The sequence below is a fragment of the Bacillus sp. FSL K6-1006 genome (assembly GCF_038593175.1).
Lineage (GTDB): Bacteria > Bacillota > Bacilli > Bacillales > Bacillaceae > Bacillus > Bacillus safensis.
The window spans coordinates 3,177,220-3,199,133 of sequence record NZ_CP151970.1; the positions used below are offsets into that span (position 1 = coordinate 3,177,220).

Here is a 21,914-nt window from a genome sequence, read left to right on the forward strand (position 1 = left end):
GAACAGTGTACCGTGTGTAGTATAACATACTTCACCAGTCGTCACATAGAACAAAAAGAAAGGAAGGATTTGTTTTTCATTTAAAATAAAAAAGCCAGGGATATCCCCCGGCTTTTCATTCACCTTGATGACGTTTTTTTAATACCTTTAATACATCATCAAGCGGCAATTGCTGTTCGCGTAATAATACAAGAAGATGATAGAGGAGGTCAGCAGTTTCCCATTTCAATTCTTCTTGATCCCGGTTTTTCGCTGCAATGATCACCTCAGACGCCTCTTCCCCTACCTTTTTCAGGATTTTATCGACCCCTTTTTCAAATAGATAGGTTGTATAAGCCCCTTCTGGCATTTCCGCCTGACGCTTTGCAATGACCTGTTCAAGTTCATTTAATATCGCAAAACGATCCTGCTCTTCGCTTTGGCGCTTCACGCCTTCTTCCGAAAAACAGCTATAGCTGCCAGTATGGCAGGCTGGGCCGCTTGGCGCGACAAGGACAAGCAGAGCGTCCTTGTCACAGTCATATCGAATAGAAATCACTTGCTGGGTATGTCCAGAGGTGGCGCCTTTGTGCCAAAGCTCGTTTCTCGACCGGCTATAAAACCATGTTTCACCTGTCTCCAGCGTTTTTTCATAGGATTCTTGATTCATATACGCAAGCGTCAATACTTCCTTACTTTGAGCATCCTGTACAATCGCAGGAATCAGGCCTGCCTCATTAAAGGTTAATTCATTTGCCTGTTTCATCTGACCTTCACCCCGTGTTCTCTCAAATATGTCTTCACCTCATGAATGGAGGTTTCTTTATAATGGAAAATAGATGCTGCTAATGCTGCATCAGCTTCTCCTTTTGTAAAGGCCTCGAGCATATGCTGGGCATTGCCAGCGCCGCCAGAAGCAATAACTGGCACATTGACTGCCTCTGATACAAGCTTTGTCAATCGATGGTCAAAGCCTGTCTTTTCACCATCGGCATCCATACTTGTCAGCAAAATCTCTCCTGCCCCTCTCTGCACAGCTTCCTTCGCCCAGTCGCTGACCTCTAAATCTGTTTGACGGCGTCCTCCGTGTGTATAGACCATGTATGCTTTTTTCTCTTCATCGTATTTTGCATCAATTGCAACAACGATACACTGGGAGCCAAAAAAGTCAGCACCTTCTGAAATCAGTTCCGGCCTTAACACAGCTGCTGTGTTGACAGATACTTTGTCTGCACCCGCTCTTAATATACGCTTCATGTCATCAAGGTGGTTAATCCCGCCTCCCACCGTAAATGGTATCGCAAGAGTGGACGCGACTTGTTTGACCACATCCACCATCGTTTTCCGGCCTTCATGAGAAGCGGAAATATCAAGGAAGACAAGTTCATCCGCCCCTTCCTCATCATAGATCTGCGCTAATTCGACCGGATCACCAGCATCCTTTAAGCCTAGGAATTGCACCCCTTTGACAACACGCCCTTCCTTCACATCAAGACATGGGATGATTCGTTTTGTCATCATATGCGGTCAAGCCCTTCAAATGCTTCTGCTAAAGTAAACTGCTTTGTGTAAAGTGCTTTTCCAACGATCGCACCAGACACACCAGACTGTTTTTGCGCTGACAGCTTTTGAAGATCAGCTACTGCGCTGACACCACCTGAAGCAATCACTTGTTTGCCGGTTGCTTCTGCTAAGCGAACCGTGCTTTCTACATTGGGACCAGACAGCATGCCATCCATTTGAATATCGGTAAAAATAAAGACCTCTGCGCCTTCCTTTGCCAATTCCCTGCCGAGTTCCTCTGCCTTCACTTTAGACGTTTCAAGCCATCCTTCAGTTGATACAAAACCATTTCGCGCATCAATCCCAATTGCGATTTTCTCTCCATATTGCGCCAGCATTTTTTTCACAAAGACTGGGTTCGAAACAGCTGAGCTGCCGAGAATCACTCTATCTACGCCGCTCTTTAAATAAAAGGCAACGTCTTCTTCCGTCCGAATACCGCCGCCGATTTGTACCTTCACATCTAAGGAGGAAGCAATCGCCAGCACATGCTCATGATTGACACGTTTCCCTGCTTTTGCACCATCTAGATCCACAAGATGAATCCATGCTGCTCCATCCTTCGCAAATTGCGCGGCCATGTCGAGCGGTGAATCTCCATAAATGGTTTCTTGATCATAATCTCCTTGCACAAGACGTACACATTTGCCATTTCTCATATCAATCGCTGGATATAATATAAACTCGCTCATTTGCTCACCCTCTGTTCGTTTGCTAATTGAATAAATTGTTTGAGCAGCGCCATTCCCGTTGTACTGCTTTTTTCAGGGTGAAACTGTGCACCAAGCACATTTCCCTTGCCAACAACAGCTGGTACTTGAACACCATAGTCCGCGCTTGCTAATTGCTCATCTGGATTCATATCGCTCACATAATACGAGTGAACAAAGTACGCAAATCCTTCTGGTACACCGTCAAACAATGGGGAGGGCTGATGAAATGTGAGCTCATTCCACCCCATATGAGGTACCTTCAATCTTTGCCCGTCCTGATCATGATCCTTTAAAAGAACGACACGCCCTTTTAACAGCCCCAATCCTTTTGTGAGGCCTGCCTCTTCACTTTCTTCAAATAACAGCTGCATGCCAAGGCAAATGCCGAATAACAGCTTTCCTTCCTGCACGACTTGGTGAATAAACGCCTCAAGTCCAGTCTCTTTTAACAGCTGCATTGCATCACGAAACGAACCTACTCCGGGCAATATATAAGCATCTGCTTTTTTCAGCTCCTCCACATCAGAGGAGACGATATAGCGGGCACCTGCTCGTTCCAGTGCTTTTGATACGCTGAACAAATTTCCCATTCCGTAATCAATAACTCCGATCATTAGAGCATCCCCTTTGTTGAAGGAATTCCTTTCACACGTGGATCAATGGTTGTTGCTTCATCTAAGGCACGTGCCATCGCTTTAAAAATGGCTTCAATCATATGGTGTGTATTGGTTCCGTAGTGAACAATGACATGAAGGTTGATCCGGGCTTCAAGTGCAAATTTCCACAGAAACTCATGTACTAGCTCTGTATCAAAGGTACCAACCTTTTGACTCGGAAAGGCCGCTCTCATTTCCAAATGAGGACGGTTGCTTAAGTCGACCACGACCTGGGCAAGTGTTTCATCCATCGGAACAAAGCTGGAGCCATACCGCTTAATCCCTTTTTTATCGCCTAACGCTTCCTTAAACATTTGCCCAAGTACAATGCCGATATCTTCTGTTGTGTGGTGATCATCAACATCCGTATCTCCTTTCGCATCGACGGTCAAATTAAAGTGTCCATGCTTCGTAAATAAATCAAGCATGTGCGTCATGAAAGGGACATCTGTTTGAATATCCGCTTTTCCTTCTCCATCAATTTCTAGCGCTAATGAAATGTTCGTTTCATTTGTTTTTCTCGCTGTTTTCGCCTGTCTCATTACGATTCCTCCCGCTTTCTCGCTTCAATCGACCTTGCATGTGCTTCAAGCCCTTCTAATCTGGCAAAAGCTGCAATGCTTTCCCGGTGTGTTTCAAAGGCTTCTTGACTATATGAAATAATGCTCGTTTTCTTTTGAAAATCAGTCACACCAAGCGGGCTGGAGAATCGAGCTGTTCCGTTTGTTGGCAGCACATGATTCGGCCCTGCAAAATAATCGCCCACCGGCTCTGGACTATAGCGTCCCAAGAAAATTGCGCCAGCATGCTTGATTTGACCAAGAAGTGATTCTGGGTATGCTGTCAGCACCTCTAAGTGCTCTGGTGCTAATTGATTGATGACGTCTACTGCACGATCGATTGATTCTGTCACGTAAATACGGCCATGATCTTGTATAGATTTTGCTGCGATTGATTTTCTCGGCAAAGTATCCAGCTGCTTTCGAACTTCAGCCTGCACACTTTCAGCAAGTGTCTTAGACGGTGTTACCAAAATACTAGATGCCAGCGCATCATGCTCTGCCTGTGAAAGTAAATCCGCCGCTACCTCATGCGCGACTGCTGTTTCGTCTGCTAGAACTGCAATTTCACTTGGACCTGCGATCATATCAATGTCTACCTGACCAAATACCTCCCGCTTTGCCAGCGCGACATAAATGTTGCCTGGACCTGTGATTTTATCAACAGGCTTGATGCTTTCCGTTCCATAGGCAAGTGCAGCAACCGCCTGTGCTCCGCCCATTTTATACATTTCTGAAATACCAAGCTCCTTCGCCGCAGCCAGTACAGCGTCTGAGAGACGGCCATCTTTCCCAGGGGGTGTCACAAGAACGATTCGTTCAACGCCAGCGACTAGCGCAGGAATCACATTCATTAATACAGATGATGGATAGGCAGCTGTTCCACCGGGGACATACACACCTACCGCATCAAGCGGTGTCACCTTTTGACCAAGCATTGAACCGTCCTTTTGGTGATAAAACCAAGAGGACGTGAGCTGCCGCTCGTGGTATGTGCGAATATGCTTGATAGCCGTTTGGATAATCTGAACCATCTCTTTGTCCAAGCGGTCACAGGCTTTTGCCATTTCATCCTCTGTGACAAGCGGATCCTCAATCAACACACCGTCAAATTGCTTTGTAAAAGACCGTACAGCTTCATCACCATTTGTTCTCACTTCTTGTATAATGCGCTGAACAGCCTGACGCTGCTCTTCTGTTCCTGTATCTAAGGACCGTTTGAGTGAGAGAATATCTGTCTCACCTTCTTGTATGCAGGTGATGTTCATGATGTTTCCTCCCCTTCTCCTTCAATGATTCTTGCAAGACGCTGCGCCATTTCATCGATCACGTTATCCTTCATCCTATAGCTCACAGGATTGACAATAAAACGTGACGTGATATCACAAATATGCTCCGTTTCCACAAGGCCATTTTCCTTTAGTGTTTGACCTGTGGAGACAATGTCCACAATGCGATCGGCAAGCCCAATGAGCGGTGCTAATTCAATGGAACCATTCAGCTTAATGATCTCCACCTGCTCCCCTTGCTCTCTAAAATAGGACGATGCAACATTTGGGTACTTTGTCGCCACACGCGGTGCGACACCCCCCCAGCTCGCTCCTGGCAAGCCAGCAACAGCTAAATGACATTTACTGATGTTTAAATCGAGCACTTCGTACACATCACGAGCTTCTTCAAGCATGACATCCTTCCCTGCAATGCCAACATCCGCCACGCCGTGCTCTACGTAGGTGGTCACATCCATTGGCTTGGCTAAAATAAAGCGGAGGTTTTCTTCTGGTACATCAATGATTAATTTTCTTGAATCCTCGAATTCCTCTGGCAGCTGGTACCCCGCCTGTCTTAACAGCCCTGCTGCTTCTTCAAATATCCGGCCCTTTGGCATCGCCATCGTCAACACTTTACCCATTTTGCTCTTCCTTTCTAGCGCCGATAAAATAAGTCACCTGCTCAAATACCTTGGTCATCGCGTCAATATTTTCAATCCCCGCTAAGTCTTGCAGGACGATCTTTTTCCCTTTTGACCGCTCCTTTTCTGCAAAAGCAAAAGCTTCCAGTCTTTGTTCTTTGCTAAAAATCACAGCCTCCTGCGGCTCAACAATTTCTTTTGCATCGAGCGCTTCAAGAAGACGGTCTAGTCGAAGTCCGAACCCTGTAGCTGGTGCAGGTGCATCAAAATGAGCAAGCAATTGATCATATCTCCCGCCGCTTCCGATGACCGACCCAACATGATCTGCAAATACTTCAAACAAAATACCCGTATAATAGCTCATATGACTCACCATGCTTAAATCTAAACGGATATATTCTGTACAGCCGTAATCTTCAAGTGTCTCCCAAAGCGACTTTAACTGTGCGAGCACTTCTTTTCCTTCTTGTGAAACGACGATTTCCTCTGCCCGCCCTATAACCTCTTGGCCGCCTCTTAACTCTAAAAGCTGTAACAGCCTCGTTTTATCGATGGAGGAGAGCGGTAATTGTTTCACATGCTGACGGTATCCCACATAATTCTTTTCATATAAGAAGCGGCGAAGGACATTTGCACGCTCTGTATTTCCGAGTACATCGACAAATAACGTCTCTGCTAAAGCGACATGCCCGATCGCGATTTTGAAGGACCTTAGCCCGGCATTTTTTAAGGCAAATACGCCAAGCGCGATGACTTCAGCATCTGCACTAATCGAACCATCACCAATCAATTCAATTCCGACCTGCTCAAATTCTGACGGCCTTCCGCCTTCTCTTTCCTGCGCCCGGAACACGTTGGCTGCATACCCAACACGAAGCGGATACGCCTGCTGGTGAAGCTTGGAAGCCGCCACTCTTGCAATCGGACCCGTCATATCAGGTCTCAGTACAAGGGTTTGCCCGTTTTGATCAAGCAGCTTAAAGAGCTGTGTATCTGTAATCGCCGATTGAACACCGACTGTATCGTAAAATTCAAGCGTTGGTGTCTCCATCAAACGGAAACCCCAACCAGTCATGACCTCTGTTAAAGAATGTCTCACTTTTTTCTTCGTCTCATACAATCCAGGTAATGAATCTCGCATACCATATGGTTTCTCAAACATAAACATGTTCTTCCGCACCTCCAACACATTAAAACAAAAAATTCCGAATCCTTTAGTTCGCTAATATGATAATATGCTAACAAAATAAAGCGATTAAATCAATCATTTTTATTTCCCCTATTTTCATCAACTTATTCTGGAATTATTACATTCAAGTGACACCTGTGCCTTTTCTGTATGTTCGAAGAAAGAACGTGCTATAATACTTAAAAATATTGAATAACACAGGAGATTAACAGTGAAGTTCATCCAGACATTCATCTTAACTTTGTTGTGCGCATGTCTTGTTTATTTCGGCTTTATATACGTTTCGCAAATCGATCAAGTCAAGAAAACAGCTTCGCCGCAAAAAGCAGCAAAAGAAAACGATACGGCACTTGCAGCTGAAGAAACTCGTTCAACGAAAAAAGCAGAAACCACACATCATTCATTAAAAGGAAGCAAAAAAGCCATGGACGTCACCCTCTACAATCAAATGGATGCGCCAAGACTTTATAACGGATGCGAAGTCACGAGCTTAGCGATGCTGCTTCATTACAGCGGCTATGAGCATGTAACGAAAAACAAGTTGGCAAATGAAGTAAAACGTGTTCCGCTCAATTATGAAAATGGCTTAAAAGGAGACCCTCATGACGGGTTTGTAGGCGATATGGAGAATGGGCCGGGTCTTGGTGTTTACCACGAACCGATTTATCAGCTTGCGAAAAAATACGCGGGCGATCAAGTAGTCGACTTAACCGGAAAGCCTGTTAAAAAGGCCATCTATCAATCACTTGAAAAGGGCTATCCTGTCTGGGTGATTACGACATCCACCTTTGACAAAACAGATAACATCGAAACTTGGAATACACCGAATGGCAAAATAAATGTAAGCTTTAATATGCATAGCGTGGTCATCACAGGCTATGACAAGGAGCATGTCTACTTGAATAACCCCTATGGAGAAAAGAATCAAAAAGTCGACCGTGATCAGTTTGAAGATTCTTGGGAACAGATGGGCAGTCAGGCGATTATCATTAAAGCGTAAAAAAACAACCTCTATCCGCATAGAGGTTGTTTTTGAATGATTTATTTTTCTAATAATTCCTTCAGGCGGTCTTCAAGCTTTTCAGCTGTCATCGCACCTCCACCCAGGCTAAAGTATTCATCCCCTCTTTTTAATAAAAGTGTAGGATAGCCGTTCACATGAAGTTGATGAACCTTCGCAAAGTCGGCATACGCATCATTCATCGCTTCTTTTGTTTTCATGCGTTCAATGACTGCGTCAGGATCAAGATGATGCGCCAAAGCGATCTCCCGATACGTTTCTTCATCACTCAGGCTTTTTCCGTCTTGATAAAAAGCCTTTTGCATCGATGAAGCCAAGTGCAATGCGCGCTCAGGTGCGATGGATCTTAATGCAGAAAAACCAATGGCCGCAGCCTCAGAGTCTAAAAGAAACGTTCCGTTTGCTAGCAGCTCCTGATAACGTTCACCAAACTCGACACCAGTCAGCTGACTAATACGCTGATTTGCTTCTGAAATGTGTGGATAATCCTTTATTGGAAGACTTCTTTCCCCTACAAATAAACCACCCGACACAAGTGTTAATGATATCTCCGGATGATTTTCATGCAAAGTGCGGATACTGTTTGAAAATCCATAACACCAGCCACAATATGCATCCCATACATAGATGAAAGACAATTCTTGCTCATTCATACGTTAGACTCCCCATTTATCATTTTTAGGCGGTCATGAAACTGCTTATTCAGCTTCAGATACAACGGTAAAACGTTCTCCAACATGGGCTGCCTGCTCCACCTCATCAACCAGCGCAATGGCGTAGTCAGCATAGCTCACATAGCTGTCACCTTTAGAATTGACAATCAGATGGTCTTTCCCTTTCACGTAAGAACCTGTACGTTTGCCAGCTGGATTAAAGAATGCAGCTGGACTGAGGAAGGTCCATTTTAATCCCTCTGTCTGTTGAAGATCTTTTAGGTTTTCTCCTTGCTGTGAAGCCGTAGCAGCATATTCTTTAGGAAACTCTGGTGTGTCCACTAGTCTTGTTGTTTTCGCCTCATCTACAAATAGACTTCCTGCTCCGCCCACAACGATCAAACGAGTCTCAGGTGCCTCTTTTAAAATATCGATCAGCTTTTTCCCAGCTTCTACGTGAAGGTGCTCTTTTCCAGCAGGTGCGCCAAATGCATTTACAATCACGTCAAAGCCTTTGATGTCTTCTGCTTGCAAGTGAAACACATCCTTCTCAAGAACAGCTAGTGATGAATCTGTCACCTTTTGTGCATCTCGGACGATCGCCGTTACTTCATGTCCTCTTGATTGAGCCTCTTTCACAATTTCTTGTCCTGCTTTACCTGTTGCGCCAATAATTCCAATTTTCATGTTAACTCCTCCTGCAATATGGTTTTATGTTGATAAAGAAAGGTGTAACTAATATGGTTACAACAGAGGTAAAAAAAATTGAATAGATCATCCAATTTTTTTGATTAGCACATGCGTTAGTTCACTTAATTTGATCTCAGCAAGTACTTGCTCCATCGCACTTTGAGCGCGGCATAAAATTAATTCAAGCACCGCTTGAATATTTGCACCGATCGGACAGTCAGGATTTGGGCTTTCATGAATTTGAAATAATTCTCCCTCATCCACGACTTCAACCGCTTTATACACATCGAGCAGTGTGATGTCGTCTTCACTGCGGTTCAGCTGAGAACCACCTTTGCCAAGACTCGTTGAGATTAGGCCTGCTTTTTTTAATTTACTCATAATGCGGCGGATGACCACTGGGTTTGTATTCACACTTCCTGCGATATCCTCCGATGTCTGTAATGATCCTTTTTCAAGTGATAGCAAGGCCAGAATATGGACAGCGACAGTAAATCTGCTGCTGATTTTCATGTTTTCTCACCTCTGTTGTAATCATTATAGTTACACCATGTCACATTGTCAACAAAAAAGTCTGCCGAGCTACTCAGCAGACGTAGATTGACGTGCTTCCATTTCTTCTTTCGTATAAATCATGCGCATTGGATTTCCTCCAACAAATGAGCCTGCTGGCACATCCTTATGAACAAGTGTACCAGCCGATACGATCGCACCATCCCCAATGGTCACACCAGGTAAAATAGTTGAATTAGCTCCAATTAAAACTTCATCACCAATATAGACTTCCCCAAGTCTGTACTCTTTAATCAAATACTCATGGGACAAGATGGTCGTATTATAGCCGATCACACTATTTCGACCGACAGTGATTTTCTCAGGAAACATCAGATCAACCATCACCATTAAGGCGAACGCCGTATCCTCGCCGACCTTCATACGAAGAAAGGTTCGGTATATCCAATTTTTCATTCCCATAAAAGGCGTGTACCTTGCCATTTGAATAAAAATGAAGTTTTTCACCACTTTGAAAAAGGGAACTGTCCGATAGACTTGCCGCAGTGAATTGACCCCTTTTACAGGATAACGATCTGTTTTTCTCAACTTAATCAGCTCCAACAATCGCCAGGAGATCACTCATTTTCTTCAGCATGAAATCAGGGCGATGCTTTAAAAGCGCCTCTTCTCCCTTAATAGACCAAGCAACACCTGCCGTTTTTGTCCCTGCCGCTTGACCAGACAAAATATCGTGATAATTATCACCGACCATCACCGCTTCATGCGGATCACTGCCAAGCTTTGATAATGCCAGCTGAACAGGCTCCGGATGCGGCTTCTCATTTTGCACATCATCGAGCGTCACAATGACCTCAAAGAACGGCTCTAAACCGGTCAGCTTCAATCCCATTAAAACCGTATCCCGTATCTTCGTTGTGACAATACCGAGCTTAAATCCTCGATCCTGCAGGACTTTCAATGTGTCTATAACGGTCTCATATTCAGTCACAAGCAGATCATGCTGCTTATGATTAAACGTGCGGTACATCTGAATCATATCATCCGTCAAATCAGGGTCCATCGCAGAGAATGTATCAAACAAGGACGGACCAATGAAATGAAGAATATCCTCACGGCTGTACTGACCAGGGTAATAATGATCCAGCGTATGCTGAAATGAAGCAATAATTAATTCATTTGTATTGATTAATGTGCCATCTAAATCAAATAGCACTGTGTTGATCGTCGATTCGTTCATATGGCTTCCTTTCTAACAGCTGCAAGTTCCCGCTTCCGCCAAATATAGCTAATAGCAGCTGTCAATAAAATTGCAGAAATCAGGCGGATGACAAGAAGCGGCCATACTGGAATACCAAGTGGTATAAAAATCAGCGTATCTTCGACCACCGCATGGCAGGCAACGAGGAAAATAAAGGCAAGAGTTAAGTCCTTTTTACTCACACCGTCCTCTTCCACTGCCTTCATCATCACGCCGGCTCCGTACGCCAGACCAATCGTTAATCCAGCCACCATCGTCATAGATGTATTTTCTTTCATTCCAAGCATTCTAGTAAAAGGTGACAGCCACTTAGACAGTGTATGAAGCCACCCTAAATCTCTCATGAATTGAATGATGATCATGAGAGGGATGACGATACAGGCGAGCTGGAGCACACCGAGTACAGCTTTTTGTAAAGCAAGAAGGACGATCATGTACCAGCTGGAAGGCACATCAGCCGCCTGAGCTGCCGTCAGTAGTCCATATTGCGCCGGCTCCTCGCCTCCCTGCCAAACGAGATGAATGACAATAGCCGAAATAACAGCAAGACTGATTCTGACCAACAAAATCACAGACACTCTCAGTCCAACCTTTGCTGCCACTGTCGATTCGATGATCAGGTTATGGCAAAAGGACAGCATCACTGCCAAAATAAACACTTCCTTCACAGGAAGCTCTAATGTCAAAATGGCTGCAATCCCCGCATACAAGTTCAGCATATTTCCTAATACAAGCGGAATAGCCGCTTCTCCCGAAAGACCAAACACCCCCATAAATGGCCGAATGAATTGTATGATCCAACCCATTACAGGCGTATGCTGCAAGATACTGACGAGAATGGTAACTGGAAAGATGACTTTGCCAAGTGTCCAAGTTGTCGATAGCCCTGCCTTCAAGCCGTTTTTCCATGTCTCTCCCATCTCTTATGATCCCCCCTGCTTAATTCGATGAGTTGTTCTCTTTATACGGAATCGATGCGTATCCTTTCATTCTTCTAAAGAAAATCAGTAGAACAGCCACTACGAATATCGCAATCGAAATCATCTGTGCGATTCGAAGATGCTCTGTCAGCATTAAACTGTCTGTTCTCATCCCTTCTATGAAGAAACGGCCGATTGAATACCAAATTAAATAAGACAAGAAGATTTCGCCTCTGCGCAGCGATGTTCTGCGTAGTAAAATCAATATGACAACACCGGCAAGATTCCATAATGATTCGTATAAGAACGTCGGGTGATAATAGGTCCCATCAATATACATTTGATTAATGATAAACTCAGGCAGATGCAAATTTTCTAAAAAGGTTCTTGAAACCGCCTCACCGTGCGCTTCTTGGTTAATAAAGTTCCCCCAGCGCCCAATTGCCTGCGCTAGTAAAATACTAGGTGCTGCGACGTCAGCTATTTTCCAAAAGGATACCTTTCTCACTTTTGTAAAAACGATGGCTGTCAGCACGGCACCGATCAGCCCGCCGTGAATCGCAATTCCACCATTCCAAATTTTAATGATTTCGTTTGGGTGCTGCTGATAGTAATCCCATTCGAAGGATACATAATAAATTCGTGCACAAATAATCGCTATTGGAATGGCAAATAAGATTAAGTCAATAAACATATCTTTATCGATTCCTCTTTTTTCACATTCTCTCAGTGCGAGCCAGAGTCCAAGCAAGGCCCCGACCCCAATAATCACACCATACCAATGAACCGAAATAGGTCCAAGCTGAAAAGCAATCGGATCAATTGGCTGAATTGCTTCGTTCATATAGTCAACTCCTATTCATCCTGGCCATTGTCTTCAATGACATCGGCAAGTTTACTTGTAAATTGTTCTGCTGCATTATGTCCCATACGTTTCAGCCTGAAGTTCATCGCAGCCACCTCAATGATGACAGCTAAGTTTCGACCTGGCCGTACAGGGATCGTCAGCTTCGGCACATCTGTATCGATGATGCGCATTTTCTCTTCTTCAAGTCCTAAACGATCATACTGTTTGCCTTGTTCCCAAAGCTCAAGGTTCATTACAATCGTAATTCTCTTATAGCTTCTAACAGCGCCTGCTCCAAATAAGGTCATCACATTAATAATACCTAACCCGCGGATTTCCAAAAGATGTTCAATCAGCTCTGGTGCGCTCCCGACTAATGTATCCTGATCCTCTTGACGGATTTCCACGCAATCGTCTGCGACCAGCCGATGTCCCCTCTTCACTAATTCTAAGGCTGTTTCACTTTTTCCAACTCCGCTTTTCCCAATTAATAATACACCTACACCATATACATCTACGAGCACACCATGAATAGCAGTCGTTGGTGCAAGCTTACTTTCTAAAAAGTTGGTCAATCGACTCGAAAGTCTTGTCGTTTTTAGGCTAGATCGTAAAACGGGCACGCCATTTTCATTTGATGCTTCGATTAATTCCTTCGGGACATCACGATCTCGTGACAAAATAATGGCAGGGGTAATATCTGTACAAAGAGACATCATTCTCTGCTTTCGTTCGCGTTCTGGGAGCTGTTCAAAAAAAGAAAGCTCTGTTTTCCCTAAAAGTTGAACTCTTTCTTTTGGGTAATATGTAAAATAACCAGCCATTTCAATACCTGGTCTGGAAAGATCACTGATTGTAATGGGACGATTAATCCCTTCTTCCCCACTTACCAGTTCAAGATGAAATTGTTCCATTATGTCCTTCGTACGAACTTTCGGCACGCTTCTTCCTCCTTTTATCACAGGCGATTCAGAAATACAGCTCTATTTTATCACTTTCAATGATGAACCCAAAACAGTATTTTATCCTGTTCCTGTTTGACCGCCCTAACTGGTATAGACAACTATACTTAAAAAGAGTAAACTTAAAGTAAAGATAACGAATAAGGGGGCTCAAACATGAGCGGTTCTTTATTGCTCTCCAATATTCATATTGTGACAAAGACAAAGATCATTGAAAACGGTTTTGTCGGTTTACGCGATGGCAAGATTGACTATATTTCAACATCTCCACCGACAGGAAATTATGAAAAAGTATATATTTCCCGGGAAAACTTTTATTTACTCCCTGGAATGATTGATATTCACATCCATGGCGGATATGGTGCAGACATGATGGATGCGACAGCAGAAGCAATGAATACACTCGCTGACAACCTTCCGTCCGAAGGAACGACAAGTTTTTTAGCGACAACCATCACACAAAACCATCATGAGATTGAGCAGGCACTTAAAAATGTCGCTCAGTGGAAACAAAGTAATGAAGAACAAGCAGGAAGTCAGGCACAATGTATAGGAATCCACCTAGAAGGTCCATTTATTTCTAAAGATAAGGCAGGGGCACAGCCTGTTCAATGGATTAAACAGCCCGATATTCCGCTTTTTAAAAAATGGCTGGATGCTTCTGAACAGCTCATTCGAATTGTCACGTTTGCGCCTGAGGAAGACACAGATTTTGCTTTCCTTTCCATGTTACAGGAAATGAACATGATTCCTTCTATTGGACATACGAATGCCCATCATGACATGATGAATTTAGCAGCTAAGCATGGTGCACGCCATGTAACACACCTTTATAATGCACTGAGTTCGTTTCAGCATCGTGAACCGAATGCTGTAGGTGCTGCTCTTACGAATGAGAACCTTTATACCGAGCTGATCACAGATGGGATTCACTCCCACCCTCTTTCCATCAAGCTTGCGTATTTGGCAAAAGGAAGTGATCGTTTGATCATGATCACAGACTCAATGCGTGCAAAAGGTCTTGGGAATGGAACATACGAATTTGGCGGTCAGACGGTCACAGTCAGCGGCGAAAAAGCATTGCTGGACGATGGGACACTTGCAGGATCAATTTTGCGAATGAAAGATGGCGTCAAACGGATGAAACAGCTCACAAATTGTGAATGGACAGAGATTGCGAAGATGACCTCAACCAATGCAGCCGCTCAACTGGGTCTTGACCAACAGCTCGGTTCCATCGAAATTGGAAAAATAGCAGATTTGGTGATTTGGGATGAATCTGGTGAACTGATGATGACGATCTGCCGTGGACAAATCGTCTTTGAAAAAAAGGAGGCCAACCACTCATGAACATCATCGAATTTGAAAGCAAAGATCAATTAGGAAAAGAAGCAGCTGCCATTATTGCAAGAACAATAGCTGCTAAACCCGATGCCGTACTCGGTCTAGCAACGGGCGGTACACCTATTGAAACTTACAAAGAGTTAATTCAACTTCATCAAGCGAATCAACTGTCTTTCAAGCAAACAAAAACAATCAATTTAGATGAATATGCAGGACTCAATCCAGAACACGAAAATAGTTATATGACCTACATGAAACGTCATTTATTTGACCATATTGATCTCCCTCAGGATCAGTATTTTCTTCCAAATGGCAAAGCAGCTCATTTAGAAAAGGAATGCTTAAGATATGACCAGCTCATTGAGGATGTAGGCGGCATCGATCTTCAGCTCCTTGGAATCGGTCAAAATGGGCATATCGGTTTTAACGAACCAGGTACCCCTTTCAACTCAAAGACTCATGTCGTGCAGTTAGATGAAAACACGAGACAGGCTAACGCAAGATACTTTTCTTCTATTGATGAGGTACCTACACATGCCATCACAATGGGAATCGCGAGCATTCTTTCAAGTAAAAAGATTCTCCTTCTTGCTTCGGGAAAATCAAAAGCGAAAGTGATACAATATTTAGAACGGGCAGAGATTCATCCGGACTTCCCAGCGTCTGCACTGAAACTTCATGAAGATGTAACGGTTATGATTGATCGAGAAGCTGGATCACTACGCTAAAAACGAGAGGATTTTCACATGTTTATTGATAAGCAGTCACCTATTCCGATGTACCATCAGATTATGGAGAACTTGAAAAAGCAGATTGAGGATGGAACATTAGCACCTGATACACTCATTCCTTCTGAAAGAGAATATGCCGAACGCTTTGGTATTAGTCGAATGACTGTCAGACAAGCCTTATCGAATCTTGTGAACGAAGGATATTTGTATCGTCAAAAAGGAAAAGGCACCTTTGTTAGCCGGAAAAAATTTGAACAGCCGCTTCAAGGCTTAACAAGCTTTTCAGAGGATATGCGCCAGCGTGGGCTCAAAGCATCAAGCCAGCTGATTGACTTTAAAAAAACCGCATGTCCAGAGCACTTGCTGCCCGTCTTACAGCTGACTAATAGTGATGCTGTATTTGAACTAAAACGGATACGCCTTGCAAATGATGAACCGATGGCGATTGAAACGAGCTATATACCTGAAAGATTTGCAGGAGATTTAACAAAGGAACATTTAACTGGCTCTTTATATGAATATATTGAAACTCACACTGGCCATGTCATTGCTCATGCCAAACAGGAGCTTGAAGCCAATGTTGCCTCAAAGGAAGAAGCACACTTGCTGTCTATTCTAGCAGGAGACCCTGTGCTGTCCATAACAAGAACGACTTTTTTTCAACAAGACATTCCATTTGAGTATGTTGTTTCCGTTTATAGAGGGGATCGTTACAAGCTCATTCATACAATGGAAAGATAAACAGTGCCCCTGACACGGAGCACTGTTTTTTTATTTCCTAAGAAATTTTATTTCGTCATCATCTTTTGTATGAATTTTCCATATTGGAGAAATGGCTTTTCCTTGAAAACGATCTTTTGCTACAGTGTACCAATAATAATCTTCATTTGGCTTTAAGCCCTTCCACTCAAAGCTCGCTTTTTTGCCGCTTTTTATGCCTCGAGCCTCTCCTAGAAGAACATTCGTATACACATTGAGTTCAAAATAATTGGTTTTGACAGATTTCATTTTCGGTGTCAAATCCACATCGATTGAAAATTCATCTTGATCTCCATACGTTTTAGGATCATAAAAATGCTCTTGATTCAAGTAAGGTGAGTATGTCGTAAAGTGAAGCTGATTTTTTTCTTGATCGGCTGTTATCACCCTCATAAACCCTTGACCACCTTCAGGTCCTGACTGATAATCGGCGAGTATTTGATATACTTTCCTGTCTACTTTTCCATCATGGTCATCATCAAGCTCATCTACTTTCCTGCTTGCTCCATGATAATGGCCGCTAAATACGGCCACAATATTAGGATGACGTTTCACCACTTGGTGGAAGATGAGGTCGCCAATCGGGCTTCGGTTGCCGCTCACTAACAAATACTCATGGAAATTTAAAATGACGATACGATCTGGATGCTCAGAAATGACACGGTTTAACCAATCAATTTCATCTTGCTTAATCCCCCAGCCCATGTACACCATCATATAATCATTGCCGCCGGCAGAGATGAGATCATAATGACCTTTATTGTTTCGATAGGATTCACCATAGTAAGGCTTATCCGCAAAGCGTTTTTCCCCGAAATATTTTCCGTATTCCGCATATAAACCATCCTTGTGTCTAACATCATGATTTCCTGCTAAAACACCATAGGGAATGTGATTCTCATCTAATACACGCATAAACATATCAGCACGGTGCCATTGCTTATCCTTTGAATCATCCACAATATCGCCTGTATGGAACACATATTGAATGTTTAATTTTTCCCTTTGATCTCTGATCCATTCGACCATTTGTTTAAAGATATGAGGATAGCTCTTTGCATAATATTGAGTATCAGACATCCATATCATCTTATATGGCTTTTGCGATTTGCTGATTTCATCCTGTACTAGCAAATCAAACGTTTGATTCTTCATGTACTGTCTGACTGACAGCAGCCCTTTCAGGTAAAATTCCTTTTGATCCTTGGCAAAGTGATGAGTGATTTTATCCCACTTTTCCTGCTGGTGATTCCACGCGTACATTGTCACCTTTCTCCCTGACAAGGAACTCCCTTTCCATACAGCTTCGACGACATCCTTTTCACGTACATCATGATGGACCTTAATTTGAAAACGATGATAAGGAAAGCGCTGTAAATCCTTCGTTTCAACTGCCTTCCCATCAACAAATGCAATGCGGTTCCTTTCTTGATCAGAAAAAATCATTTCTCCTTTTTGGAGATAACTCTTAGGCGGTTCTGTCTCTGCTGCATACTTAAAAATCTTCATTGATGGATGCAACGATGTATATTGATAGGCACGATAAAAAGAGTAATCTAACTTATCATTCGTTGGATCCTTGGTTAGCACAGTTTGTTTTGATGATTTCATTTTCGTCTTATCTGCCACCCGCTCTGGTGTTTCAGGATGCTCATGTACCGTCTTGAACTCTTTTTTCAACGTCGACATGTTCCCGGCAGCGTCTTTTGCTTTTATTGTAAACGTGTGCTTTCCAGGCTTTAATTCACTAGAGGACGTCTGATATGGTAAAGAAACTGGTTTGCCATCTACATATGCCTTCAACTCCTCTATGTCACTCCAGCGATCCGTTACTTTTGCTTTTAATGTAAAGGCGCCTTTATATTGATCCTTTGCTTGTACGTTGGTCTTAATTTTCGGCCCAGTGTTATCAACTTTCACACGTACTGAAGCGTGCTCGTCTGAGGTTTTGGCCTCAATCAGGTGCGGCCCTTCTTTCAGCCTTTTTGTGTCCCACTTTATATAGGTTGAAATATACGCCTCTTTTGGAATCTCAAATTGAAACGTTCTCACCTTTTTTGCGTTCCCGCTGTCTCCCATTCTCCATTCTTTTTTCGGCTTCGCATTGATTGGCGGAATTTGTGTTCCATTCGATAAGATCATCCTGACGTTTTTCAATTCAAAATCATCATGATTCTCTCCAGGCAGCCGGTCCACCGGAGAAGACTTTGTGCCAGCGTGAAAAGAGATCGTTTGGAGACCTGCCTTTTTTATCTCTTCTTCGGGTATTGGCATTGTATAGGTACGGTACACTTTTGTCGAATCATCAAAAATAGAAAGTAAACGCCTACCTATAGACACACCATTTTTAAAATATAAATTTGTTCCTTTGACATCAAATGCGATATATGGATCTGCTTCAAGGGCAGAGGATACTTGCTGATTCCGTTTTCCATCTATCCGTAATTCGATGCTTTTTTTCTGATCAGACGTTGCCTTTAATGAAAATAAACCTGATACCGTATCTCCCTCTTCTACATTGAATCGCAGACCGTGGGCTTTACTGACCTGCTCCACATCAATCGTTTTTTTCAACGTCTTGGCTTCATTTTCGCCGTCTGACGCTTCAAGCTGATATTCCAATTGTTCTTTCCCAATCAACTCAGGTGAATAAATAATATGATGAAATAGCCGGTCATTATGGTCTTTTTGCAGCAGGATTTCCTTAAACGGATCTTTTCGATTCGTTCGATAGCGCAGCTTGACGGTTTTTACAGCCTGATCATCTTGGACATCTGCTTTAATCTCTACACTTTCAGTTGGTTTCACCGGTTTCCTTACCGTCATATCTTCAATCACAGGTTTATGGATATCTTGAGAAATTTCCTTTTTTTCCGATGGAATTTGTGCTTTTAGCACTTTACCTGGAGTGGGTTCTTCCTCAATTTTCGAAATCAGCTTCGTCTGCGTCGTACCATCCATTGGATACTTGAACAGCAAGGATTTATGCTCGCTAAACCATGATGGCTTCAAACGAAAAGCGGCAGAAGAAATTTCTTCACCTATATTTGTTGTGATCGAAACAAGACGAGATTTAGAGTTGGACAGCCCTTTGCTCTCGATAATAGATAGATGCTCGCCCTCTTTTAATTGGCTTTTGTACATGGCATTAAAGTCCGCTGCCGTTAAATGCTCCTGCCCTTTTTTTCTCAGCCAGAATACATAAGGTTTTCCAGGTGAAATGGTGACTGGATTTGTGTGAAAGGAATATACATCATCCATTTCAATGCCCTGTGCAGGATTGCGGTAGCGGAGCTGATAATGTTTAAGAGAGATAGGCGCATGTGTCGTGTTATACACTTCGATAAACTCAAAAGCATCTTTGCCTTTTCGGTTTTTTGAATTGACGACAATTTCTGTGATGAATAAATCCGGAATATGTGAAAGATCTTCTTCAAATCCATTTAAATGAACCGATTTCTCTGCCGTTTTGATTACTGATTTTTGCGTAAGGAACTCTGTATAGTAACGAACGGTTGGATTCCATAATTGATCTGGCGGAATTTTCGCGGTAAATTCTGGCTTCATCCCTGGCAGCCGTTCCATTGGAATCAAGCGGTACCCCAGTTCATCACTTTGTTTATAATACAAGTTCGCAGACAAAATCTGTTCTTGGTCACTAATGGACGCACGAAACTGTAGATCATGGCTTTTTCCTAGAACCGGGCGGACGTCCACATGAAATTGGTCAAAGATAAAAGGCGAAAAAGGCTTGTCCGGTACATTCACTTCTGTTTGAAGAAAAGGTCCTGCTGAAGCAGGCTGACTGAAACAAAAAAGAATGATAAAAAAACATAAAAGCATGATTTGTCTGCTCACGTTCACCATCTTGCACCGCCTCCCTTCGGATATTGTGTCTCCTGAAGGTCGTTTTTATGTCAGATGGAAGAGAGAAACGATGCAAATTTGCACAAAAAAACCGTTAGCTTTTTTTCGCTAACGGCTCTACAATTCCTTTTTGTATCAACAGATGGAAAATGGATAAAATGACAGCCATCCAAATGGCCGTTCCGAATCCATCAATGTTAAAGCTATCTCCCATAAAGCTCGATGTCATCATGAGTGTAATCGCATTGATGACAAATAAGAACAATCCTAGTGAAAGAACGGTCACTGGAAGCGTTAAAATGATCAAAAACGGCTTCACTAAAATATTGAGCAAGGACAAAATGATACTTGCCACAATGGCTGCACCAAAACCTTCAATATACACGCTCCCGAGCCCAGGCAGAATGCCCGAATCAAAATATCCAGCAATGACGATTAAAAGTAATGCATTTACTAAAATACTGACAATCCATCTAAGCATTTATTTAGTGCCTTCTTCCGGAACAACAAAATACCAGATGAAGTAGATCAGGAAGATCGGCATAAATGCTGTCAAAAATCCGATGATGACGGTTAAAATGCGAAGCAGCGATGCATCCACACTTAAATATTCCGCAAGTCCACCAACAACACCCGCTATTTTTTTATCTGTTGCTGAACGATAAAGCTTCTTCATGTAGAATCACTCCTTGTCTGATTGGTGCTTTACTTGTATTGAGCCTGTTTTTGTTTCTGCAAAAATGGATATACTGTGCACCGCTTGTTGATTGGCTTTGATCATTTTCTCTTTTTGTAATGTTTCATTTTTTTCTTTAATCATCTCTGCATCAAGTAAATCGTGAGAGATAGACCCAAGATTGCTTTTCAGCTCAGCGGTCACTGCACATGCACGCGGAATCTGAACGTCCACACTGCCTGTTGTCGTTTTCGCATAGATGGAACGGCACTTTTCATCTGACAGCTGAACAGCAATATTTCCATTAAAGCTTTGAGCATCAATTGATTCACTTTTCCCGCGCAGGTCTATGAGCCCATTGATGGTTTCTACTTCAATCATACCACACTCATGATCTGCCAGTTTGATTTGTCCGTTTGCTGTTTCTATTCCGACTTTTTCTGCTTGTAACGAAGCAAAAGAGACAACACCATTAGTCGTTTTCGCGGCAAGTTCTTTTGTCTTTAGCTTTTCCCCGCGAATCGGTCCATTAAACAGCTTGACCTTGATCTTATCGTATTGGATACGCGGTACGTATAATGTAACATTGACTTTCATCGTCTTCTTTTCGGTTCGAATAAAAAATTTATCTCCTTCAAGCCCGCAGTCCAATTGATTGAGAAATTGCTGTCTTGCCTGCTCTCCATCCTCTGCACGGTAAATTTTTGCATGACACTCTGCTCGAATATCTCGATCGTCCCAAGGCATCACGTTGAGGCTGCCGTTCGCCAATTGAATATCTAAATGGGAAAGCGATGCGTCCTTGAACTGAAAAATGTGCTCAACATCAACGGACTGTCCAAAGTTCAAATCAAGATCCACGTCTTTTACCTTTTTCACCGCAGAGTCTAACCAGCCAAACAGCTTTGCCCCAAGATTTTCGGTGCCGTTTCCTTTGCTCTCTGCTCCAGCTTTTTCTTCATGAAAGGTGTGATCAGCCGTAGACTTTTCTAATGAGACTGACTGACCTTCTTCTAGTTTTTCCAGCAGCGTAATTGCTTCTTTTGCTGATAATACTCCGTCTTCTACTAATTTTAAAATTCGTTCTTTTTCATTCAT

At 42.9% G+C, this 21,914-nt stretch carries 24 protein-coding genes; 4 read left to right on the forward strand and 20 right to left on the reverse strand.

Annotated elements, in window-relative coordinates; translation table 11 throughout:
* Nucleotides 1-115: 115 nt before the first annotated feature.
* The 8 genes from hisIE to NSS65_RS16650 are packed head-to-tail and all read right to left on the reverse strand — an operon-like array spanning nt 116 to nt 6,551.
* Complete coding sequence (gene hisIE, locus NSS65_RS16615) at nt 116-745, reverse strand: bifunctional phosphoribosyl-AMP cyclohydrolase/phosphoribosyl-ATP diphosphatase HisIE (RefSeq protein WP_041115607.1); 630 nt, start codon at nt 743-745, stop codon at nt 116-118.
* Nucleotides 742-1,500, reverse strand: a complete 759-nt coding sequence (hisF, locus tag NSS65_RS16620) for an imidazole glycerol phosphate synthase subunit HisF (RefSeq protein ID WP_034281034.1) — start codon at nt 1,498-1,500, stop codon at nt 742-744. Before hisF ends, hisIE begins: the two co-directional genes overlap by 4 nt.
* Nucleotides 1,497-2,234: a 1-(5-phosphoribosyl)-5-[(5-phosphoribosylamino)methylideneamino]imidazole-4-carboxamide isomerase gene (gene hisA / locus NSS65_RS16625; RefSeq protein WP_144496405.1), complete on the reverse strand. Its 738-nt coding sequence runs from the start codon at nt 2,232-2,234 to the stop codon at nt 1,497-1,499. Before hisA ends, hisF begins: the two co-directional genes overlap by 4 nt.
* Complete coding sequence (gene hisH / locus NSS65_RS16630) at nt 2,231-2,869, reverse strand: imidazole glycerol phosphate synthase subunit HisH (RefSeq protein ID WP_024427670.1); 639 nt, start codon at nt 2,867-2,869, stop codon at nt 2,231-2,233. Before hisH ends, hisA begins: the two co-directional genes overlap by 4 nt.
* Complete coding sequence (hisB, locus tag NSS65_RS16635) at nt 2,869-3,453, reverse strand: imidazoleglycerol-phosphate dehydratase HisB (RefSeq protein WP_024423560.1); 585 nt, start codon at nt 3,451-3,453, stop codon at nt 2,869-2,871. Before hisB ends, hisH begins: the two co-directional genes overlap by 1 nt.
* Entirely contained in the window at nt 3,453-4,739 is a 1,287-nt protein-coding gene (gene hisD / locus NSS65_RS16640) for a histidinol dehydrogenase (protein ID WP_125585999.1), read from the reverse strand. The genes hisB and hisD overlap by 1 nt, the downstream gene beginning before the upstream one ends.
* The gene (hisG, locus tag NSS65_RS16645) at nt 4,736-5,383 is read right to left on the reverse strand and encodes an ATP phosphoribosyltransferase (RefSeq protein WP_144496406.1); all 648 of its coding nucleotides are present in this window, start codon (nt 5,381-5,383) and stop codon (nt 4,736-4,738) included. Before hisG ends, hisD begins: the two co-directional genes overlap by 4 nt.
* A complete protein-coding gene (locus tag NSS65_RS16650) occupies nt 5,376-6,551 on the reverse strand; it encodes an ATP phosphoribosyltransferase regulatory subunit (protein ID WP_065214811.1) in 1,176 nt (391 codons plus the stop codon). Before NSS65_RS16650 ends, hisG begins: the two co-directional genes overlap by 8 nt.
* A 232-nt stretch (nt 6,552-6,783) precedes the next feature.
* Between NSS65_RS16650 and NSS65_RS16655 the strand changes: the two genes are divergently transcribed.
* On the forward strand, nt 6,784-7,572 hold the full coding sequence (locus tag NSS65_RS16655) for a C39 family peptidase (protein ID WP_065214812.1): 789 nt from the start codon (nt 6,784-6,786) through the stop codon (nt 7,570-7,572).
* 41 nt (nt 7,573-7,613) lie between these two features.
* On the opposite strand, the gene NSS65_RS16660 is transcribed toward NSS65_RS16655, so the two are convergent.
* The 8 genes from NSS65_RS16660 to hprK form a co-directional block, all read right to left on the reverse strand.
* The gene (locus NSS65_RS16660; protein WP_061110126.1) at nt 7,614-8,246 is read right to left on the reverse strand and encodes a DsbA family protein; all 633 of its coding nucleotides are present in this window, start codon (nt 8,244-8,246) and stop codon (nt 7,614-7,616) included.
* Nucleotides 8,247-8,291: 45 nt separating this feature from the next.
* On the reverse strand, nt 8,292-8,933 hold the full coding sequence (locus NSS65_RS16665) for an NAD(P)-dependent oxidoreductase (RefSeq protein WP_061110127.1): 642 nt from the start codon (nt 8,931-8,933) through the stop codon (nt 8,292-8,294).
* 87 nt (nt 8,934-9,020) lie between these two features.
* The gene (locus tag NSS65_RS16670; RefSeq protein ID WP_024423567.1) at nt 9,021-9,449 is read right to left on the reverse strand and encodes an Rrf2 family transcriptional regulator; all 429 of its coding nucleotides are present in this window, start codon (nt 9,447-9,449) and stop codon (nt 9,021-9,023) included.
* A gap of 69 nt (nt 9,450-9,518) precedes the next feature.
* Nucleotides 9,519-10,037, reverse strand: a complete 519-nt coding sequence (locus tag NSS65_RS16675) for an acyltransferase (protein ID WP_024423568.1) — start codon at nt 10,035-10,037, stop codon at nt 9,519-9,521.
* Nucleotide 10,038: 1 nt separating this feature from the next.
* On the reverse strand, nt 10,039-10,689 hold the full coding sequence (gene ppaX / locus NSS65_RS16680) for a pyrophosphatase PpaX (RefSeq protein ID WP_024423569.1): 651 nt from the start codon (nt 10,687-10,689) through the stop codon (nt 10,039-10,041).
* Nucleotides 10,686-11,630, reverse strand: a complete 945-nt coding sequence (locus tag NSS65_RS16685; RefSeq protein ID WP_070326061.1) for a nucleoside recognition domain-containing protein — start codon at nt 11,628-11,630, stop codon at nt 10,686-10,688. Before NSS65_RS16685 ends, ppaX begins: the two co-directional genes overlap by 4 nt.
* Nucleotides 11,631-11,649: 19 nt before the next feature.
* Nucleotides 11,650-12,474: a prolipoprotein diacylglyceryl transferase gene (lgt, locus tag NSS65_RS16690; protein ID WP_061110129.1), complete on the reverse strand. Its 825-nt coding sequence runs from the start codon at nt 12,472-12,474 to the stop codon at nt 11,650-11,652.
* Nucleotides 12,475-12,485: 11 nt separating this feature from the next.
* The gene (gene hprK / locus NSS65_RS16695) at nt 12,486-13,418 is read right to left on the reverse strand and encodes an HPr(Ser) kinase/phosphatase (RefSeq protein ID WP_024423572.1); all 933 of its coding nucleotides are present in this window, start codon (nt 13,416-13,418) and stop codon (nt 12,486-12,488) included.
* A 177-nt stretch (nt 13,419-13,595) separates the two neighbouring features.
* Here hprK and nagA point away from each other — a divergent pair, with 177 nt between their 5' ends.
* From nagA to NSS65_RS16710, 3 genes are read left to right on the forward strand one after another with little or no spacing between them, the layout of a single operon-like run.
* Nucleotides 13,596-14,789 carry an N-acetylglucosamine-6-phosphate deacetylase gene (nagA, locus tag NSS65_RS16700; RefSeq protein WP_034281051.1) on the forward strand — a complete coding sequence of 398 codons (1,194 nt, stop codon included), beginning with the start codon at nt 13,596-13,598 and terminating at the stop codon, nt 14,787-14,789.
* Entirely contained in the window at nt 14,786-15,511 is a 726-nt protein-coding gene (gene nagB / locus NSS65_RS16705) for a glucosamine-6-phosphate deaminase (RefSeq protein WP_034281053.1), read from the forward strand. The genes nagA and nagB overlap by 4 nt, the downstream gene beginning before the upstream one ends.
* An 18-nt stretch (nt 15,512-15,529) precedes the next feature.
* Nucleotides 15,530-16,255, forward strand: coding sequence for a GntR family transcriptional regulator (locus tag NSS65_RS16710; protein WP_061110132.1), 726 nt, complete (start codon nt 15,530-15,532; stop codon nt 16,253-16,255).
* Nucleotides 16,256-16,285: 30 nt separating this feature from the next.
* On the opposite strand, the gene NSS65_RS16715 is transcribed toward NSS65_RS16710, so the two are convergent.
* The 4 genes from NSS65_RS16715 to NSS65_RS16730 form a co-directional block, all read right to left on the reverse strand.
* Nucleotides 16,286-20,140 carry a metallophosphoesterase gene (locus NSS65_RS16715; RefSeq protein ID WP_326135260.1) on the reverse strand — a complete coding sequence of 1,285 codons (3,855 nt, stop codon included), beginning with the start codon at nt 20,138-20,140 and terminating at the stop codon, nt 16,286-16,288.
* Nucleotides 20,141-20,234: 94 nt separating this feature from the next.
* A complete protein-coding gene (locus NSS65_RS16720; RefSeq protein WP_024423577.1) occupies nt 20,235-20,621 on the reverse strand; it encodes a phage holin family protein in 387 nt (128 codons plus the stop codon).
* On the reverse strand, nt 20,622-20,816 hold the full coding sequence (locus NSS65_RS16725; RefSeq protein WP_024423578.1) for a PspC domain-containing protein: 195 nt from the start codon (nt 20,814-20,816) through the stop codon (nt 20,622-20,624). It lies immediately after the preceding gene.
* Nucleotides 20,817-20,822: 6 nt separating this feature from the next.
* A complete protein-coding gene (locus NSS65_RS16730; protein WP_024423579.1) occupies nt 20,823-21,914 on the reverse strand; it encodes a DUF4097 domain-containing protein in 1,092 nt (363 codons plus the stop codon).

Bases quoted from the DNA above. Each gene is read 5' to 3' on its own strand.
- hisIE (WP_041115607.1), bottom strand. From the start codon at position 745: ATGAAACAGGCAAATGAATTAACCTTTAATGAGGCAGGCCTGATTCCT.
- hisF (WP_034281034.1), bottom strand. From the start codon at position 1,500: ATGATGACAAAACGAATCATCCCATGTCTTGATGTGAAGGAAGGGCGT.
- hisA (WP_144496405.1), bottom strand. From the start codon at position 2,234: ATGAGCGAGTTTATATTATATCCAGCGATTGATATGAGAAATGGCAAA.
- hisH (WP_024427670.1), bottom strand. From the start codon at position 2,869: ATGATCGGAGTTATTGATTACGGAATGGGAAATTTGTTCAGCGTATCA.
- hisB (WP_024423560.1), bottom strand. From the start codon at position 3,453: ATGAGACAGGCGAAAACAGCGAGAAAAACAAATGAAACGAACATTTCA.
- hisD (WP_125585999.1), bottom strand. From the start codon at position 4,739: ATGAACATCACCTGCATACAAGAAGGTGAGACAGATATTCTCTCACTC.
- hisG (WP_144496406.1), bottom strand. From the start codon at position 5,383: ATGGGTAAAGTGTTGACGATGGCGATGCCAAAGGGCCGGATATTTGAA.
- NSS65_RS16650 (WP_065214811.1), bottom strand. From the start codon at position 6,551: ATGTTTATGTTTGAGAAACCATATGGTATGCGAGATTCATTACCTGGA.
- NSS65_RS16660 (WP_061110126.1), bottom strand. From the start codon at position 8,246: ATGAATGAGCAAGAATTGTCTTTCATCTATGTATGGGATGCATATTGT.
- NSS65_RS16665 (WP_061110127.1), bottom strand. From the start codon at position 8,933: ATGAAAATTGGAATTATTGGCGCAACAGGTAAAGCAGGACAAGAAATT.
- NSS65_RS16670 (WP_024423567.1), bottom strand. From the start codon at position 9,449: ATGAAAATCAGCAGCAGATTTACTGTCGCTGTCCATATTCTGGCCTTG.
- ppaX (WP_024423569.1), bottom strand. From the start codon at position 10,689: ATGAACGAATCGACGATCAACACAGTGCTATTTGATTTAGATGGCACA.
- NSS65_RS16685 (WP_070326061.1), bottom strand. From the start codon at position 11,630: ATGGGAGAGACATGGAAAAACGGCTTGAAGGCAGGGCTATCGACAACT.
- lgt (WP_061110129.1), bottom strand. From the start codon at position 12,474: ATGAACGAAGCAATTCAGCCAATTGATCCGATTGCTTTTCAGCTTGGA.
- nagA (WP_034281051.1), top strand. From the start codon at position 13,596: ATGAGCGGTTCTTTATTGCTCTCCAATATTCATATTGTGACAAAGACA.
- nagB (WP_034281053.1), top strand. From the start codon at position 14,786: ATGAACATCATCGAATTTGAAAGCAAAGATCAATTAGGAAAAGAAGCA.
- NSS65_RS16710 (WP_061110132.1), top strand. From the start codon at position 15,530: ATGTTTATTGATAAGCAGTCACCTATTCCGATGTACCATCAGATTATG.
- NSS65_RS16715 (WP_326135260.1), bottom strand. From the start codon at position 20,140: ATGGTGAACGTGAGCAGACAAATCATGCTTTTATGTTTTTTTATCATT.
- NSS65_RS16720 (WP_024423577.1), bottom strand. From the start codon at position 20,621: ATGCTTAGATGGATTGTCAGTATTTTAGTAAATGCATTACTTTTAATC.
- NSS65_RS16725 (WP_024423578.1), bottom strand. From the start codon at position 20,816: ATGAAGAAGCTTTATCGTTCAGCAACAGATAAAAAAATAGCGGGTGTT.
- NSS65_RS16730 (WP_024423579.1), bottom strand. From the start codon at position 21,914: ATGAATGAAAAAGAACGAATTTTAAAATTAGTAGAAGACGGAGTATTA.